Here is a 15,618-nt window from a genome sequence, read left to right on the forward strand (position 1 = left end):
GAGCAACGTTCCTCTACCAAAGATACGAGATGGTTAACGCAGGGATTCCTTCAGGCTCTGTCGATTCCCCGTTCCTTCTGCCGCGCTTTGCAAATTGCAAAAACAAATGGTAGTGCCAGCACGACAATAAGCGTTGATAAAATGTTCAAATCGTTGATGCCCATCGTTGTGGACAGGTGGGCCAAGTTCGGTCCGACTTCCCCATCGGTCAGCCTTGCGGCGTGGTCAGCCGTACGTGAAGATAGCAGCGTGGTGAATAGAGCCACACCGAACGATACGAATACATTCCGCAGCCAGTTCTGAATGGAGGAGGCGTGTCCGATATATTCGCGGGAAATCTCCTCCATCCCGGCCGTCGTCGCCGGCATCAGCACCAGGGCGAGACCTAGACTGCGGACCGTCATCCACAAGAGCGTATATGCAGATGAGCTGTCGATTTTCAGCCACGCTAGCGGCAAATTTCCTGCGGCCATCAACAGTACGCCAACAAGCAGTAGCGGCATGGGGCCAACCACTTTGTACAGCCGACCGACAACCAAGGACATAATCGCCATGGCACATGTAGCTGGTAACAGAATCATCCCCGAATCAAGTGGCGAATGTCCCTGAACATTTTGCAAGAAAACGGGAACGAGGAGCATGCCCGAAAAAAAGTTGATCATCACGATACACAGCAATATCACCGTCGACGTGAATCGCCGATTCAGAAATACTTTGAGCTGTAGAAGCGGCGTGTCGATTGACATCTCGCGCCAAAGAAACAGTGCTAGCGCCAATAGCCCGCCTCCCAGACAAAGCAGCGTACGGGCCGAGCCCCATCCCCAACCGGAGCCTTGCGACAACGTGATCAACAGCAGCGAACTTGCGGCGATGACCGTCAGAAGCCCCCATACATCGAAACCCTTCGGTACTTTCAGACGATAGTAAGGAATGAAGAAAACGGCAACAACGATCGCAAGCACGCCTAGCGGCACATTGGTCCAGAAGAGCCACTTCCAGGAGCCGTGCTGGATAAGCCAACCTGCGTAAGTCGGTCCAATGGCTGGCGCCACGATCGAAGCTGCGATCCAGATGCTCATGGTGACAGACTGCTGGTGCCTGGGGATGATTTGAAATATCATGGTCATCGACGCCGGCACTATAATACCGCAGAACGCGCCCTGAACAATGCGGAAGGCGATCAGCATCGACGCGTTCCAAGACAAGGCGCACAGTACGGAAGCAATCGTCATGCCAAGCAAGGCGAAAATATACAATCGCTTATAACTGAAGCGTTGGCCGAAATAGCCAGCTGTAGGCGCGAAGGTCCCGAGCGCCAACATGAAGCCTGTCAGTGTCCATTGCACAACACTTAAGTCGGTTGCAAATTCTTTTTGCAAGACCGGCAAAGCTATATTAATCGTATTGCTATTCAACAGCGAAAGGAAGTTTCCCATGAAAATCGCTACAATTAATGGTATAAGCTTTAGGGGCTTCTGAGTTTGTTGCTCTTGCATGTTCATTACATTCGTTTTTTTCATATCAGGTTCTACCGCCCCTCCACTTACATTGTTTACTAGTTAACTAAAATAATAGATCCACACGCATCATCGACAGTTTCAATCCAATTCTTGCCCTTATTCCATAATCTTATCTGGCTCGGCAACCTGCTTGATCTTACTCTCGAGATGCTTCTCGCTTCCTAGGTAATATCTCTGAACCGGATGTAGTCGGTCATCAAGATTATATACAAGCGGAATACCCGTTGGGATGTTCAAATCAATAATCTCTTTTGAGCTGAGATTTTCCAGAAACATGATTAATGCCCGTAGACTATTGCCGTGTGCAGCGATAATGACATTTTTACCCGCTTTAATCTGCGGTGCAATTTCCTTATCCCAATAATCCCTAACCCGAACAACCGTTTCCTTGAGGCTTTCCGTTAACGGGATAAGCTCGTCATCCATGTCGCGATATTTAATATCGTATCTTGGATAACGGGCATCGTCCTTTGTCAAAGCAGGGGGCAGCACATCATAGCTTCTGCGCCATAATTGAACCTGCGCTTCTCCATATTTCTCAGCGGTTGTTGTTTTGCTTAAACCTTGAAGCGCACCATAATGGCGCTCATTAAGCTGCCATGTTTTATATACAGGGATCCACAGCAAATCCATTTCTTCCAGCACATAATCTAGTGTTTTAATCGCTCGCTTTAAATATGAGGTATAGGCTACATCAAATACCAACTGTTCTTCCTTAAGTAATTTGCCGGCATGTAAAGCCTCCTGGATGCCTTTATCCGACAAGTTTACATCCATCCAGCCTGTAAATAAATTCGCTTTGTTCCACAGACTTTCTCCATGTCTAATCAAAACCAATTTATGCATCTCTCTCCCATCCTTTCTGATGAACTCAGTTGCAACCTCAAAATTCTGGACAGATGATAGGACTTACCCTATGCTGCCTTCCATCTCCAGCTTGATGAGCCTGTTCATTTCAACCGCATATTCCATTGGCAGTTCTTTCGTAAACGGCTCGATGAAGCCCATCACAATCATCTGGGTCGCTTCGTCTTCAGACAGGCCTCGACTCATCAAGTAAAAGAGCTGGTCCTCGGATACCTTGGAAACGGTCGCCTCGTGCTCAAGCGTGACATTGTCGTTCTTGATCTCGTTATAAGGGATCGTATCCGACGTGGACTCATTATCAAGAATGAGCGTGTCGCATTTGATGTTCGATTTGGCTCCTGAAGCTTTGCGTCCAAAGGAAGCCAGACCGCGATACGTGACTTTACCACCATGCTTGCTGATCGATTTTGATATGATAGTCGAGGTCGTATCCGGAGCCAGGTGAATCATTTTGGCCCCGGCATCTTGATGCTGTCCTTTGCCAGCGACTGCAATCGAAAGTACCGAACCCCTGGCTCCGCGGCCTTTTAACAATACGGAAGGGTATTTCATGGTCAGTTTCGAACCAATATTGCCGTCCACCCATTCCATTGTTGCATTTTCTTCGGCTACCGCCCGCTTTGTCACCATGTTGTAAATATTTGGCGCCCAATTCTGAATGGTTGTATATCGCGCACGGGAATTTCGCTTACAGATGATTTCCACAACGGCACTATGTAGCGAATTCGTGCTGTAAATCGGTGCCGTGCAGCCTTCTACATAATGCACAAAGCTGTCCTCTTCCGTAATGATGAGCGTCCTTTCGAATTGTCCCATGTTCTCCGAATTGATGCGGAAGTAAGCTTGCAATGGGACTTCGCATTTTATCCCTTTTGGAACATAAACAAAGCTTCCTCCGGACCATACCGCGCTGTTAAGTGCGGCAAATTTGTTATCGCTCGGCGGAATAATGGTGCCAAAATACTGGCGCAGCAGATCCGGGTGCTCGCGCAGCGCCGTATCCGTGTCTGTGAAGATGACCCCTTGCTCCTCTAACTCTTTCTGGATGCTGTGATACACGACTTCGGATTCATATTGGGCGGACACGCCGGCAAGAAACTTCTGTTCCGCTTCCGGTATGCCAAGCTTGTCAAAGGTTTGCTTAATCTCAATCGGCACTTCCTCCCAGGTCTTCCCCTGCTTCTCGGAAGGCTTGACATAATATTGAATATCATTGAAGTCCAGTGCTCGCAGATCGCCGCCCCATGCAGGCATCGGCATACTTTGGAACAATTCCAGCGATTTCAGACGAAAGTCGAGCATCCAGCCCGGTTCTCCCTTCATCTCCGATATGGTAGCAACAATCTCACGCGTCAGTCCCTTCCCGGATTGGAACACCGCTTGATGCGCATCTTTGAAACCATACTGATATTCTCCCAGCTCCATCAATTCCTTGGCCATTTGTTGTCATCCTCCTTATTCAGATATGCTTGCTTCATCTAGTTCCTTGATTTGCCCCAGCTTATGTTCCACGAGTGCTTGCATCTGAGTGGCTACACCTTCCAGCGGTACTTCGGCCACGACGGGAGCGAGGAAACCATACACGATTAGCCGCTCGGCCTCTACGCGGCTAATGCCTCTGGACATCATATAATACAGCTGTTCCGGATTGACTTGTCCGACGCTGGCGGCGTGTCCGGCTTTCACATCGTCTTCATCAATCAACAGGATCGGATTGGCGTCGCCGCGCGCGTCGGGATGCAGCATCAATATTTTTTCCGTCTGCTGTCCGTTCGCCCCGCTTGCTCCCTTCTCAATTTTGGTGATCCCGTTCAATATTGCGGTTGACTGCTCTCTCATCACTGCTCTGATTACCATATCGCTTGGCGAATTTTTGCCAAAATGGACCGTCCGGGCTGTGATATTCATAGTCTGATTGCCGGATCCTACCAAGATTGATTTTATATCCGAACGTGCCCCTTCGCCTTTGAGTATGGATGCCGTATCGCTCATCGACTTGCCCCAATTCATTTCGCCATTCAACCAATTCACACTTCCGTCTTGTTCAACGATTGCGCGCCGATAGGTCAGGTCGATCACGTCTCTTTCCAGTTGGTGCAATGACACGACATTGACTGCTGCACCTTCGCCAACGAATACTTCCATAATGGCTTGATTCACTGCCACACTCTTATCTAATGAGGACATGGTATTCTCCACAAGCGTTACGGAACTACGCTTCTCGGCTACCACCAAAACATGCGGCATAAAGAGCGTATCGGATTCGTCTACAAAAAATAGCGTCTGCAGCGGGGTCTCTACATGAACCCCCTGAGGAATGTAAATAAAGGCTCCGCCGCTCCAGTGCGCGGCATGCTGCGCAGTAAGCAGATTCTCTTCAGTCTGCACGGCTTGCATGAAATGAGGCTTTACAAGTTCCGGATACTGCCTTGCTGCTGTTTCCAGATCGGTCAGAATAATTCCCTGCTTCTGAAGTTCTTTTGACAAGCACTTTATTAATGGGCCCGAATTCCGCTGTACCAACATATTGTCCGTGTACACCCATTTCCTGATGGATTCCGGCAATTCATCGAAAGATCTCATCTGCTCTGGCTTACGGCAAATCCCTTGCTGCTCTAATGGCCACCGCTGCAGATTCGTCTTTTCCAGCTTGGGTAGCTGCAGGGTGCTGACGGCATCCAAGCCTCTTTTCCTCAACTTGTCCAGCCAATCCGGTTCTGCTTCAAATTGAAGCTGTCCTGATAACTGGTTTTCTGCACTGTTCATTGTCATGTTACGGCTCTCCCCTTTCAGATACGCGGTGACTTGGTTTGCATCGGAATTTGAAACGACTCTTCTTCATCCGGCGTCGCCGCTTCTTCTGTAATACCCAGCTCTTCTTTGATCCACTCATATCCGTCTGCTTCTAACCGCTCCGCTAATTCCGGCCCTCCAGACTTTACGATGGTTCCTTGCATCATCACATGTACAAAGTCCGGCTTAATATAATTAAGGAGTCGCTGATAGTGCGTAATAATTAAGAATCCTCGGTCTGCACTGCGCAAAGAATTGACCCCTTCAGCAACGATGCGCAGGGCATCGATGTCCAGACCGGAGTCGATTTCATCCAGAATGACCAATGACGGCTCAAGCATTATCATTTGCAAAATTTCATTTCGCTTTTTCTCCCCCCCGGAAAAGCCCTCGTTCAAGTAACGATGCATAAATTCAGGGTTCATCTCCAACGTCTGCATGCTTGCTTCCATCATGCGCACTAATTTGATCAACGAGATTTCCTGGCCTTCTTCACGTTTTGCATTGATCGCACTACGCATGAAATCGGAATTCGTGACTCCCGTGATCTCACTCGGATATTGCATGGCCAGAAACAATCCTGCCCGTGCCCTTTCATCCACTTCCATCTCCAGCAGATCTTCTCCGTTCAGCGTAACCCTTCCCTCTGTTACTTCGTACTTGGGATGCCCCATCAAAGCGGAGGCCAATGTACTCTTCCCTGTTCCATTCGGTCCCATCACGACATGAATTTCTCCCCCATTTACCGCAAGGCTCAGACCTTTCAAGATTTCCTTACCCTCAACTGCCGCCTTCAATTGTTCTATTCGCAGACTCACTGTCATTTCATCGCCACTCCTTTTCATATGTGTTGATCATATTTTGTTTACTAGTTAACATAATAATTGATAATGATTCTCATTGTCAACTATCTTTTTGAGAATAACCGTAAATATACCGGTGATGGAAAGCAAAAGTCCCGGATTCCTTGACTAGATATCAGGTAATGCATAGGCTAAAATAGAATGAGCATACTGATCGTTTCATTCAAATGAATACTTATTTGAAGGAGTGTCCATGAAAAAAGACAAGGAAATACTTCACGACCACGGACAAGATTTAAGCCATGCTTTAAAGCAAATGCCTGATGTGGAATATTTTCTGGACGGAGCCACCGTCTTTCAACAGCTTTGCGACGGCACACGTTTGCGAATCCTTTGGTTGCTCTGTCATTGCGAGGAGTGCGGGAACAATATTTCAGCCGCTCTTGGCATAAGTGCCGCTTCCGTTTCTCATCACTTGAAATTGCTGAAGCTTCACGGACTGATCAAAAGCAGACGTGCGGGGAAAGAAGTTTATTATTCACTCGCCGACAATGAAAGAGCACGTCTGGTTCATCAAATGATCGATGATTTTTTTCAAATGACTTGTCCGAAGAAAGGACTTGCAGATCACAACCTCAATCGATAAAAAAGGAGGCGTGTTACTCACAGAATCTATCCGGTAACACCCCCCTCAACATTAAGCCAGCGCTCTCTCCCCTTGCTCTCGGGCTACTGTTTTTTGCGTATTGAGTTTTTTCACGTTCAGTGCCCGGATTGCGTTGATAATTGCAATGACGGATACTCCAACATCAGCAAATACTGCTCCCCACATGGTTGTGATGCCAAGCGCTCCCAGAACCAGTACAATTCCCTTGACACCCAGAGCAAAAATGATGTTTTGTTTGACGATACGGAGCGTCTTTTTGCTTATCTTCATCACGGTGGCGATTTTGGATGGCTCATCGGTCATGATCACAACATCCGCAGCTTCAATCGCCGCATCGGAACCCAAGCCGCCCATGGCTATGCCGATATCGGCGCGAGCAAGAACAGGTGCGTCATTGATGCCGTCACCGACAAAAGCCAGTTTTCCGTTGGCACTTTTCTCCTTCATTAATTCTTCCATTCGTTCAACTTTATCCGCTGGCAACAACTCGGTATAGGCTTTGTCTAGTTTGAGCGTTGCGGCAACCTTTTTCCCCACGGCATCAGCATCACCGGTCAGCATAACGGTCTGCTTGATTCCTGCCGATCTCAAAGCTGCGATAGCGCGCGCAGCGTCCTCCTTAATTTCATCCTCAATGAGGATATATCCTATATACTCCCTGTTTACAGCCAGATGAACTACGGTACCTACAAGATTCTTTTCTTTGAAGGAGATGCGTTCACGTTTCATGAGCTTGGCATTGCCTGCCAACACGACCTTGCCATCGATCACAGATTTCACACCATGACCGGCGATTTCTTCGATATCTTTGATGCGGGTGGAATCAATGGTTCTACCAAATGCCTTCTTGATACTCTGTGCGATAGGATGGTTGGAGTAATCCTCCGCATAGGCTGCCAATTCCAATAGCTCCGGACTTGTCATTTTGTCGGAATGCATCTCACTGACCGCGAAGCTGCCTTTTGTCAGTGTACCGGTTTTATCAAACACGACCATCTCTGTTTTTGCCAGAGCCTCAAGATAGTTGCTTCCCTTCACTAATACGCCGGATTTGGATGCCCCGCCGATTCCCCCAAAAAAGCTGAGCGGTACCGAAATAACCAAAGCACAGGGACAGGAAATGACAAGGAAGGTCAGCGCTCGTTCAACCCACATACCAAATGACTGACCTGTGATAAGCGGTGGAATGATGGCCAAAATGACCGCCGCGAAAACAACGATCGGCGTATAGTATCGAGCGAATTTTGTGATAAAGTTTTCACTCTTGCTCTTTTTGTCGGAAGAATTCTCAACTAACTCCAGTATTTTCGCTACCGTAGACTGGCCGTATTCTTTGTTTACTTGGATTGTCAGTTTACCGGTTTGGTTGATGCAGCCGCTAATCACATTTTCTCCGGCATGTACTTCCCGCGGAACAGACTCTCCCGTAAGAGCTGATGTATCGATTGCGGAGAAACCGTCTGTAACAACACCGTCCAGAGGGATACGCTCTCCAGGCTTCACCACAACGATTTCATTAACCTGTACTTCTTCCGGGTCGACCTGTATCAATTCCCCATTTCTTAGCACATTGGCATAGTCGGGACGAATATCCATCAGTTCGGATATGGACCTGCGGGATTTGGAAACGGCATAGGATTGAAACAGTTCGCCGACCTGATAAAACAGCATAACAGCGATACCTTCCGAATACTCGCCAAGACAGAATGCCCCGATCGTGGCCACTGACATCAAGAAGTTCTCGTCGAAGACCTGTCCTCGAGAAATATTTCTTATCGCTTTCCAGATGATGTCTCCTCCAACGATGAGATATGTGGCGAGATATAGCAGAAATTCAGCGATGCCCTCTAACTTTAGGAGTAGTGCCGCTACGAAACCAACAGATGCAATAATGATACGCACCAACTGTTTTACTTCCTTTTTTGACATGTCTCTATCCTCCTCCTATTTGAAAAAGCAGCGGCTGTATCATCACAACCACTGCTGAATCAAATAGCGCAATTTGAATGTGGCTAACCATGTTCATTCGTTATGGACCATATCGAGAAACTTGCATCTATCGCTTAAGCCTCAATGGATACATCCGGTTCAAGTTTTTTTATAACCTTCTTGGATTCCTCAAGAACGGCATTAAATTTATCATCCGGAGCCTCCAGAATCATCCTCTGCCCCATAAAGTTAACTTTAACCTCGGTCACATCAGACAGCTTGCGAATACCATTTTCGATCTTCGCCGCGCAATTCGCACAATCCAGATTGCTCAGTTTATAAGTTTTTTTCATAAAAAAACTACTCCCTTCAAATATCGAATTTTTTATAACAATCAAACCATATATCAATCAAATGATCGTTTGATTGTTTAAAAGTATACTCTCTCCAATGTTTTTTTCAATAAAATTTGGAAAGTGAATCTGTTTGGGCTAAAAGTTCGACGGTTTGGAATAATTTTTAGCGATACTGTATGTAAACGAACTCATACTGCCTATTGATTCCCAATGGAAAACCGAGACTCTAGGAAATTGTCTATTCGAATTCGTATATATTAAGATGGGAAATAGAAATAATAATCGGAGGAGAAACCAACCTATGGGAGCATCTGCTTTTTCACATTTTAGTACAGGCATGATTGTTGCACGGAACCATGACCACATTGTTTATCAGCTGGATCCTAAGGATGGGCAAGGTACTGCCTCGGTGTATGCTGTAATGCCTGGTGTTGAAGTGATTAGCTTAAGCTTTCAGGCGAGCCGTTTTATACCAACACTTCACTCCAAACGTAACATTCTGGAACTAAATCACTGTCAAGAAGGACGAGCCGAGTGTAAAATGAAGGACGGGTGCCTGCAATATATAGGCGAAGGTGATTTGTTCATGAACACAATGAGCAACCACAGTGATTGCATTGAGCTTCCATTGGGCTGCTATAAAGGGATAAACATTACGATTGATTTGGAAAAGTTAGCAGAACAGCTATCGGATTATTTGCCCGATCTTCCCATTGATCTTCAAGGAATGGCTAATCGTTTTTTTGTAAACGATGAGTGCTTTTTTATACAGGCCAAGGAAGAGATTCAGCATATCTTCTGTGGTATGTACTCGGTTCCTATCGAGGCCAAATCCACTTATTTCCGGCTTAAAGTACTAGAAATGTTAATATATCTTTATTACTTTGATATAGCCAGTGAGACACAAAAGACGATTTATGCAAGGCAGCAAGTTGATATTATCAAACAGATTCAAAAGAGAATGACAGAAGATTTTGAACGAAGATTTACGATTGAGGAACTAGCTCAGCAATACTGTATCAGTCCGACTGTACTAAAGACTACTTTCAAAGGAGTATACGGCGTTTCCATTGCGGCATATATGAAAGAATATCGGATCAGGCAGGCTGCTTCCATGTTACATAAGACTTCAAAAAGCATCGGGGATATTGCCTTGGCGGTGGGGTACAAAAGTCAGAGTAAATTCGGGGCTGCTTTTAAAGAGATTTATGAAATGAGTCCTCTCGAATATCGAAATCAAATCAGACTAAATTAACTTCCGTTGAATATTGGTAACTTCATAGATAAAACTTAAAAAGCCGCTATAATAGCGGCTTTTAATGAAACCATGTTTTTGCCCATCGACAAAGCTTTAAAACTCTTCTAAAACCTTGGATTTGTCGCCATTCCATCAGCATTATTAAAGATGAGCTCCTAACTATATCGATTGACGTACAATGATGTGGTAAGGAATCTCTACCTTATCCTTTGATTTCTCAATTGTAAGATCAAAGGCTTGTTCACCGACTTTCACCAATTGATGATCAACCGTAGACAGGTGCAGCCCAATTCCAACGGGCTGATTCTCTTGGCCAATGATCGCCAGATCCTCTGGCACCCCCAGTTGAATGCTCCTTGCATACTGATAAATGCCTGTCGCAACCTCATCGCCGTTCGCATAAACAGCGGTTGGTCTAAGATCCATATTAAGTAGTTGTTGTGCTGCTCTTACCCCGTCATCAATGCTGTAGCAATCCGTGATATGGTATGCTGGCGACAGATCACCAAATATATACTGATACGCTTTTATTGTCAGCTGTGTACTATTACTCTCTTCTCCTCTTGCTGTCGTAAAAGCGACTCGTGAATGCCCTCTATCCTTTAACAGTTGAAACGTGTCTACATAAGATGCATATCGATCCATGTAAGCACAGCCAATCTCAGGATGATCCGTAAACTCGCATGCGACGATCGTCCCATACTTGGTATATGGCATAATGGCATCCCAAGTGTTCGAACGAGAGGTAATGATAATTCCATCCAGTTGTTTATTTTTCAGCATATTTAAGCAGCTAAGCTCTTTTTCAGGATCGTACTTTGTAGGGAGAACCATCACGGAATAATCACGTTCAACCGATCGATTAAGTACACCATGAAGCAGTTGATCAAAGGCTTGATTGTTGTTGTATGGCATGATCACACCGATACTTCTTGTTTCCTTTCGGATTAAATCGACAGCTAAGCGATTTGGCGTATAGTCCATTTCATCAATCACACGCTGAACAGCTGCCCGCTTCGATTCAGATACATAAGGATGTTGATTCAGCACCCTTGATACGGTTGATACGGATACTCCTGCACGCTTTGCGATATCATTAATATTTGCCATTGTCACCTTCTCCTATATCTCACACTTCATACACTAGTCTTACACCAAATCAGCATGTAAAACAACAATCAGCTTCCCACAAGTGTAATCACACTAATGAGAACCTTAACCTAGATTGGCCGCTTATATCCAATATTCCTTGAAATACACAATTCCCCAGATGTTACATTTAGTTTGTGCAATATAACTCTACTAAAAAAATCAAGAAATAAGCGCAAAAAAGACCCCACCAGTGCCGGAAGAGTCTTTGGTCGTAAAATGCATGTTGGATGTAGTAGACGCCTGGTTATCGAGCAGGCATTGATACTGAAGTTCGTATCCCTGATCAGAGGCATACTTGCGGATTGAACACACCACTTCGCGATCGAGCGTATTTCCCCTAAAAGGCGTCAGAGTCAGTACGCCGCAATCCGCAATTTGCGCATTCTTCCAAGAATAGATGCTGGCAGCGCTGACCCATCGGTTTTGCTCAAAAGAGCCGCACGCCGTTTGACTTGGTTCTGATTCGCATCATTCATCATAAAACAAGCGCTCTCATCTCTTTAAGTGTCGTACGCCCCCACTGCTCAATGAGCTTACAATAGCTTTCGGCGTCATGCATCTGTGCAGCCACGTCGGCAATCGTCATGGTCCAAGCCACCTTGGGGAGAGGCGACGCATTCACTGGCCTTCGAATCCCCTTGGTGCTCCCTGGTCCTCTGGCCATATCTTGGCGAATCAACTCCGTAGCGTAGCCTTCTTCCAGATGCTTCCGTAATGCAGTTTGGACCCAGACATACATCTCATCGCTATAGCCTTCATGTTGAACCATGTAAGATGCAACAGTGAGAAAGTGAACCCGTCCATAGCTAGGATCGGTGAATTCAAGTGCCATAAATTCGTTAAAAATCGATTGACATGTATTCCCCATAGGTAGATGGGCACTGCATTTTTCGCAAGTATTCGACAGGATTTCCCCTCCTAACAGCTCATAATCCCCTCTTTCCTTTAGAATCATAATCCTTAACCTTGCGAGAAAGTCAATACCTAAATGAATGGAGTCGCATGGAGCGATTCATTGATCTAAACCTAATATTCATCGGTATACCTTGGCAATTGATTTGATGAAATTATGGCACTATGCACTAATCGTTTTTTTAGGAGACTGCAGTTATGGGGTTTTGTCCACTTTTGTCAAATTGGCGTATGCAGCAGGTTTCACCGTGTCCGCTGTAACCGGAGGACAGTATCTCTTCGGTGTTGTGCTTACTTGGCTTGCCGTGTTATTTACTAAAAAGAAAAAACTGACTCGAATACAAACTTCAAGGCTTATCTTATCCGGAGTTCCATTCGGGTTAACGGGCATATTTTATTATCAAGCCTTACAAACTTTAAACGCATCTCTTGCTATCGTTTTTTTGTTCCAATTTGTTTGGATCGGAGCTTTGTTGGAGTGGGGATTCCATAAGAAAAAACCGACCAAGACGAAACTTATTTCCATCGCATTGCTTCTGGTTGGTTCCATGTTGGCTGCCAAAATCCTATTTCAGGAACCCTTGGCGTTGTCTTGGCAGGGAAGCTTTTGGGGAATGCTTGCGGCATTATCCTTTTCCACATTCGTTTTTTTGAGTGGGTCGGTTGAAAAGGAGACCCCTCCTATTTTAAAAAGCGCACTTCTTTCCACGGGAGGCGCATTGACCATATTTATCGTATTTCCGCCAACGTTTTTGTTTGACTTGGATGTACTTATGGGAATCATTCCTTACGGATTAGCTCTGGGCATATTCGGCGGCGTCCTTCCACCACTTCTGTATTCGATTGGAATGCCGCATGTTGGTTCGGGATTGGGAACCATTCTTACGTCATCCGAATTGCCGGTTGTCGTTATCATGTCCTCTTTAGTGCTGGGAGAAGCCATAAGCTGGCCTCAGTGGATAGGGGTGATTATTATTCTATACGGGATTGTTAACAGTAACATTCGATTTGATATTTGGAACAAGAAATCTATAAATAGAGCTGACAACCATTATGTAAGCTAAATGTTTGTGTCCAAAAAGCCCGCTAACCAAATGTGATATGCTCCTTTTCAAGTAGATAGCGTAAAAAAATATGAATCCCTCAGTTCAATTGAATAGAATTGAGGGACACTTGCTCTTTTTGCGTGTCACACCTCTTGATCAAAGTGGTTATTAGTTTCCGGCACATATATACCACAGCCCCGGCCAAGCTTTCCACCATTTTGTAAAAACGCTTTCGCTGCACACTGCAAACTCGTTTCCTCTCCATATTCGGAAGGATCCGCTGTGACTCGATTGAAGATTCGCTGCTCGGCTTCCCTCGATGCTTCATCGACCTCATAAATATGGAACAGCCGCTGAAAGCGTAGAATGTTCGATTCGGCTTTCAGGATATTATCAAGACCGGGATACAGCAGCCAAGAGCGGCAAGTGTAGATTGGCGGAATGCCTCTAAAGAATGCCCGGGCTAACGAAAAGGAGTGTTCCACCTCTTGCGGGGTTAGCGGCTCCCCTTCCGGGATGTGCACATTCAGCACGAGCTGATGCTTCTCCACTGTCAGGTTCCCTTCCTTTAAGTCGCTTTCAAAAGCGATAGGCTGAAACTGCAGCCTGCCAAGGCGGAACAGCCGGAGCCGGACATGCTCTTGAAGCCAGTTGTACTCCTCAATGCCGTACTCGCCGTAATCCCGGTAACAAACCTCGCACCAAACCCGAATGTCCGAAAACGTATCGAAATAGATTTTGTCGGCGATTCCCCGAACTCGGTACTCCCCATAAGCATCAATGGAAAATCTCGCGAAAAGGTAAAGCAGTTTTTGCCTGTACCCGGCTGCTCCTGTAATATGCTGGAAGAATGAATGGCGATCCGTCTGAAAACGTTGCTTTAACTCCGCGTATTCACTCTCCTCCATGTCGTAGTCTACAATGATCCGGACAGCTACTTCCCCCAGTTGGATTCCTTTGCAAAACTCAAGTAAATGCATGAAATCATCACTCCCCTGAACGCACAGCAATGTCTGCCCTTTGACGAATACGCGAGGGGCAACCAGTGTTATGACATCTTGTTTGATTTTAAATCGGCTTCCACTGTTTTACGTATTAATAGCGTTGCCGTTCCCGTAATATTTTCGCAGAAAAATTGGCACTGCTAATTGATTGGAAATTGGCACTGTAAAGTAGTCCAATTCATTTCTTATAATCCAATTATAATTCTTCGCGATTGTAAAGGTATCATTTCATGTTCCACGGATTATCTGCTTTTCCATTAACACCACTTAATGAGACGGGTATAGACGAACAGTCTATTGTGACCTTGATACAACGTTTAGTTAACGCCGGCGTCGACTCCATTGGCGCGCTCGGCTCAACCGGAAATTATGCATACCTGGACCGGGATGAGCGGTCCCGTGTACTTCAACTTGTTATCCATTCAGCAGAAGGAATTCCCGTAATGACGAGTATAAGTGCGATCCGCACCCTTGATGTACTTCGATATGCTGAATATGCACAAAAATTAGGAGCAAGCGCCGTCTTACTTGCTCCTTTCTCCTATCAAACACTAATGGATGAAGAGGTATTTAAACTTTACGAACAAGTGACCCGCTCACTTTCCGTACCATTATGTGTATATGATAATCCGAGTACCACCCATTTTCAATTTAGCGATGAGTTACATGGTCGGATTGCTGAACTACCAAACGTCTGTTCGATAAAGATCCCCGGAGTCCCTTCTAATTTAGCGGAAGCTAGATCGCGAGTTAACAATCTACGATCCGTAATTCCTCCCCATGTAACCATAGGGATCAGTGGAGATCCGTTTGGAGTCATTGGCTTGAGTGCAGGCTGTGAAGCGTGGTATTCAGCTCTCGCAGGGATATTTCCAAAAACTTGCCTCCAGTTAACTCGTTTGGTCCAGGCAGGGTATCTTGACGAAGCAAAACGATTATCGCACCTTCTAGACCCTCTATGGAAGCTATTCTTTAAATACGGTAGTCTTCGCGTTGTATCCACGGCAGCAGAAATCAGCGATCTTGTTTCAAGCCCAAGCCTTCCTCTGCCCTTACAGTCATTGAGCCCATCGGCCAGAAAAGATTTGGAGGCCATATTAGAAGATTTGCAGACATTAGAATCCTCTGATACTCCTTTTTTGTGATTTTTTTTAAAATAACTCGTCCCCTGTCATGCAGCAAATTCAAAAAGAAAGTCTTATAAAAACGACCGTCCCCATATTCAATCAGGGAACGGTCGTTTTTATTTCGATCGTCACGTTTCTTTTCCTCCGAAAGCTGCATTCTGGATCGAGCTGAATGAATCCATTT

13 protein-coding genes and 1 pseudogene are annotated in these 15,618 nt (G+C 45.7%); 4 read left to right on the plus strand and 10 right to left on the minus strand.

Going from position 1 to position 15,618, the window contains the following annotated elements:
* Window positions 1-50 precede the first annotated feature (50 nt).
* From NYE54_RS17855 to sufC, 5 genes are all read right to left on the minus strand, one after another.
* Entirely contained in the window at window positions 51-1,520 is a 1,470-nt protein-coding gene (locus NYE54_RS17855; protein ID WP_339265008.1) for an MDR family MFS transporter, read from the minus strand.
* Window positions 1,521-1,616: 96 nt separating this feature from the next.
* Window positions 1,617-2,366, minus strand: coding sequence for a 2,3-diphosphoglycerate-dependent phosphoglycerate mutase (gene gpmA, locus NYE54_RS17860; protein ID WP_339265010.1), 750 nt, complete (start codon window positions 2,364-2,366; stop codon window positions 1,617-1,619).
* A gap of 63 nt (window positions 2,367-2,429) precedes the next feature.
* A complete protein-coding gene (gene sufB / locus NYE54_RS17865) occupies window positions 2,430-3,827 on the minus strand; it encodes a Fe-S cluster assembly protein SufB (RefSeq protein WP_076321436.1) in 1,398 nt (465 codons plus the stop codon).
* A 15-nt stretch (window positions 3,828-3,842) separates the two neighbouring features.
* A complete protein-coding gene (sufD, locus tag NYE54_RS17870; protein WP_339265012.1) occupies window positions 3,843-5,159 on the minus strand; it encodes a Fe-S cluster assembly protein SufD in 1,317 nt (438 codons plus the stop codon).
* 17 nt (window positions 5,160-5,176) lie between these two features.
* Window positions 5,177-6,004, minus strand: a complete 828-nt coding sequence (sufC, locus tag NYE54_RS17875) for a Fe-S cluster assembly ATPase SufC (RefSeq protein WP_339265014.1) — start codon at window positions 6,002-6,004, stop codon at window positions 5,177-5,179.
* 232 nt (window positions 6,005-6,236) lie between these two features.
* On the opposite strand from sufC, the gene NYE54_RS17880 reads away from it, so the two are divergent.
* Window positions 6,237-6,629, plus strand: coding sequence for a metalloregulator ArsR/SmtB family transcription factor (locus tag NYE54_RS17880; protein WP_076321439.1), 393 nt, complete (start codon window positions 6,237-6,239; stop codon window positions 6,627-6,629).
* A 51-nt stretch (window positions 6,630-6,680) separates the two neighbouring features.
* Here the strand turns inward: NYE54_RS17880 and NYE54_RS17885 are convergent.
* Both NYE54_RS17885 and NYE54_RS17890 read right to left on the minus strand, forming a co-directional pair.
* Window positions 6,681-8,477: pseudogene (locus NYE54_RS17885) on the minus strand (heavy metal translocating P-type ATPase); the annotation flags it as partial.
* Window positions 8,478-8,713: 236 nt separating this feature from the next.
* Complete coding sequence (locus NYE54_RS17890) at window positions 8,714-8,932, minus strand: cation transporter (protein ID WP_076321441.1); 219 nt, start codon at window positions 8,930-8,932, stop codon at window positions 8,714-8,716.
* Window positions 8,933-9,236: 304 nt separating this feature from the next.
* On the opposite strand from NYE54_RS17890, the gene NYE54_RS17895 reads away from it, so the two are divergent.
* The gene (locus NYE54_RS17895) at window positions 9,237-10,190 is read left to right on the plus strand and encodes an AraC family transcriptional regulator (RefSeq protein ID WP_339265016.1); all 954 of its coding nucleotides are present in this window, start codon (window positions 9,237-9,239) and stop codon (window positions 10,188-10,190) included.
* A gap of 162 nt (window positions 10,191-10,352) precedes the next feature.
* Here NYE54_RS17895 and NYE54_RS17900 read toward each other — a convergent pair whose 3' ends face one another.
* Together NYE54_RS17900 and NYE54_RS17905 are read right to left on the minus strand one after the other, a co-directional pair.
* A complete protein-coding gene (locus NYE54_RS17900; protein ID WP_339265018.1) occupies window positions 10,353-11,303 on the minus strand; it encodes a LacI family DNA-binding transcriptional regulator in 951 nt (316 codons plus the stop codon).
* Between the two features lie 517 nt (window positions 11,304-11,820).
* The gene (locus NYE54_RS17905; RefSeq protein ID WP_339265020.1) at window positions 11,821-12,300 is read right to left on the minus strand and encodes a DUF5946 family protein; all 480 of its coding nucleotides are present in this window, start codon (window positions 12,298-12,300) and stop codon (window positions 11,821-11,823) included.
* Window positions 12,301-12,406: 106 nt separating this feature from the next.
* Here NYE54_RS17905 and NYE54_RS17910 point away from each other — a divergent pair, with 106 nt between their 5' ends.
* Window positions 12,407-13,321, plus strand: coding sequence for a DMT family transporter (locus NYE54_RS17910; RefSeq protein WP_339273545.1), 915 nt, complete (start codon window positions 12,407-12,409; stop codon window positions 13,319-13,321).
* Between the two features lie 125 nt (window positions 13,322-13,446).
* Here the strand turns inward: NYE54_RS17910 and NYE54_RS17915 are convergent, their stop codons facing one another.
* The gene (locus NYE54_RS17915) at window positions 13,447-14,283 is read right to left on the minus strand and encodes an acyltransferase domain-containing protein (RefSeq protein ID WP_339265022.1); all 837 of its coding nucleotides are present in this window, start codon (window positions 14,281-14,283) and stop codon (window positions 13,447-13,449) included.
* 254 nt (window positions 14,284-14,537) lie between these two features.
* Here NYE54_RS17915 and NYE54_RS17920 point away from each other — a divergent pair, with 254 nt between their 5' ends.
* Complete coding sequence (locus NYE54_RS17920) at window positions 14,538-15,452, plus strand: dihydrodipicolinate synthase family protein (RefSeq protein ID WP_339265024.1); 915 nt, start codon at window positions 14,538-14,540, stop codon at window positions 15,450-15,452.
* The last annotated feature ends 166 nt before the right edge of the window (window positions 15,453-15,618 follow it).

The organism is Paenibacillus sp. FSL K6-1330 (assembly GCF_037976825.1).
In the GTDB taxonomy this organism is placed as follows: Bacteria; Bacillota; Bacilli; order Paenibacillales; family Paenibacillaceae; genus Paenibacillus_AQ.

Bases quoted from the DNA above. Each gene is read 5' to 3' on its own strand.
- NYE54_RS17855 (WP_339265008.1), bottom strand. From the start codon at position 1,520: ATGAAAAAAACGAATGTAATGAACATGCAAGAGCAACAAACTCAGAAG.
- gpmA (WP_339265010.1), bottom strand. From the start codon at position 2,366: ATGCATAAATTGGTTTTGATTAGACATGGAGAAAGTCTGTGGAACAAA.
- sufB (WP_076321436.1), bottom strand. From the start codon at position 3,827: ATGGCCAAGGAATTGATGGAGCTGGGAGAATATCAGTATGGTTTCAAA.
- sufD (WP_339265012.1), bottom strand. From the start codon at position 5,159: ATGACAATGAACAGTGCAGAAAACCAGTTATCAGGACAGCTTCAATTT.
- sufC (WP_339265014.1), bottom strand. From the start codon at position 6,004: ATGACAGTGAGTCTGCGAATAGAACAATTGAAGGCGGCAGTTGAGGGT.
- NYE54_RS17880 (WP_076321439.1), top strand. From the start codon at position 6,237: ATGAAAAAAGACAAGGAAATACTTCACGACCACGGACAAGATTTAAGC.
- NYE54_RS17890 (WP_076321441.1), bottom strand. From the start codon at position 8,932: ATGAAAAAAACTTATAAACTGAGCAATCTGGATTGTGCGAATTGCGCG.
- NYE54_RS17895 (WP_339265016.1), top strand. From the start codon at position 9,237: ATGGGAGCATCTGCTTTTTCACATTTTAGTACAGGCATGATTGTTGCA.
- NYE54_RS17900 (WP_339265018.1), bottom strand. From the start codon at position 11,303: ATGGCAAATATTAATGATATCGCAAAGCGTGCAGGAGTATCCGTATCA.
- NYE54_RS17905 (WP_339265020.1), bottom strand. From the start codon at position 12,300: ATGATTCTAAAGGAAAGAGGGGATTATGAGCTGTTAGGAGGGGAAATC.
- NYE54_RS17910 (WP_339273545.1), top strand. From the start codon at position 12,407: ATGAAATTATGGCACTATGCACTAATCGTTTTTTTAGGAGACTGCAGT.
- NYE54_RS17915 (WP_339265022.1), bottom strand. From the start codon at position 14,283: ATGCATTTACTTGAGTTTTGCAAAGGAATCCAACTGGGGGAAGTAGCT.
- NYE54_RS17920 (WP_339265024.1), top strand. From the start codon at position 14,538: ATGTTCCACGGATTATCTGCTTTTCCATTAACACCACTTAATGAGACG.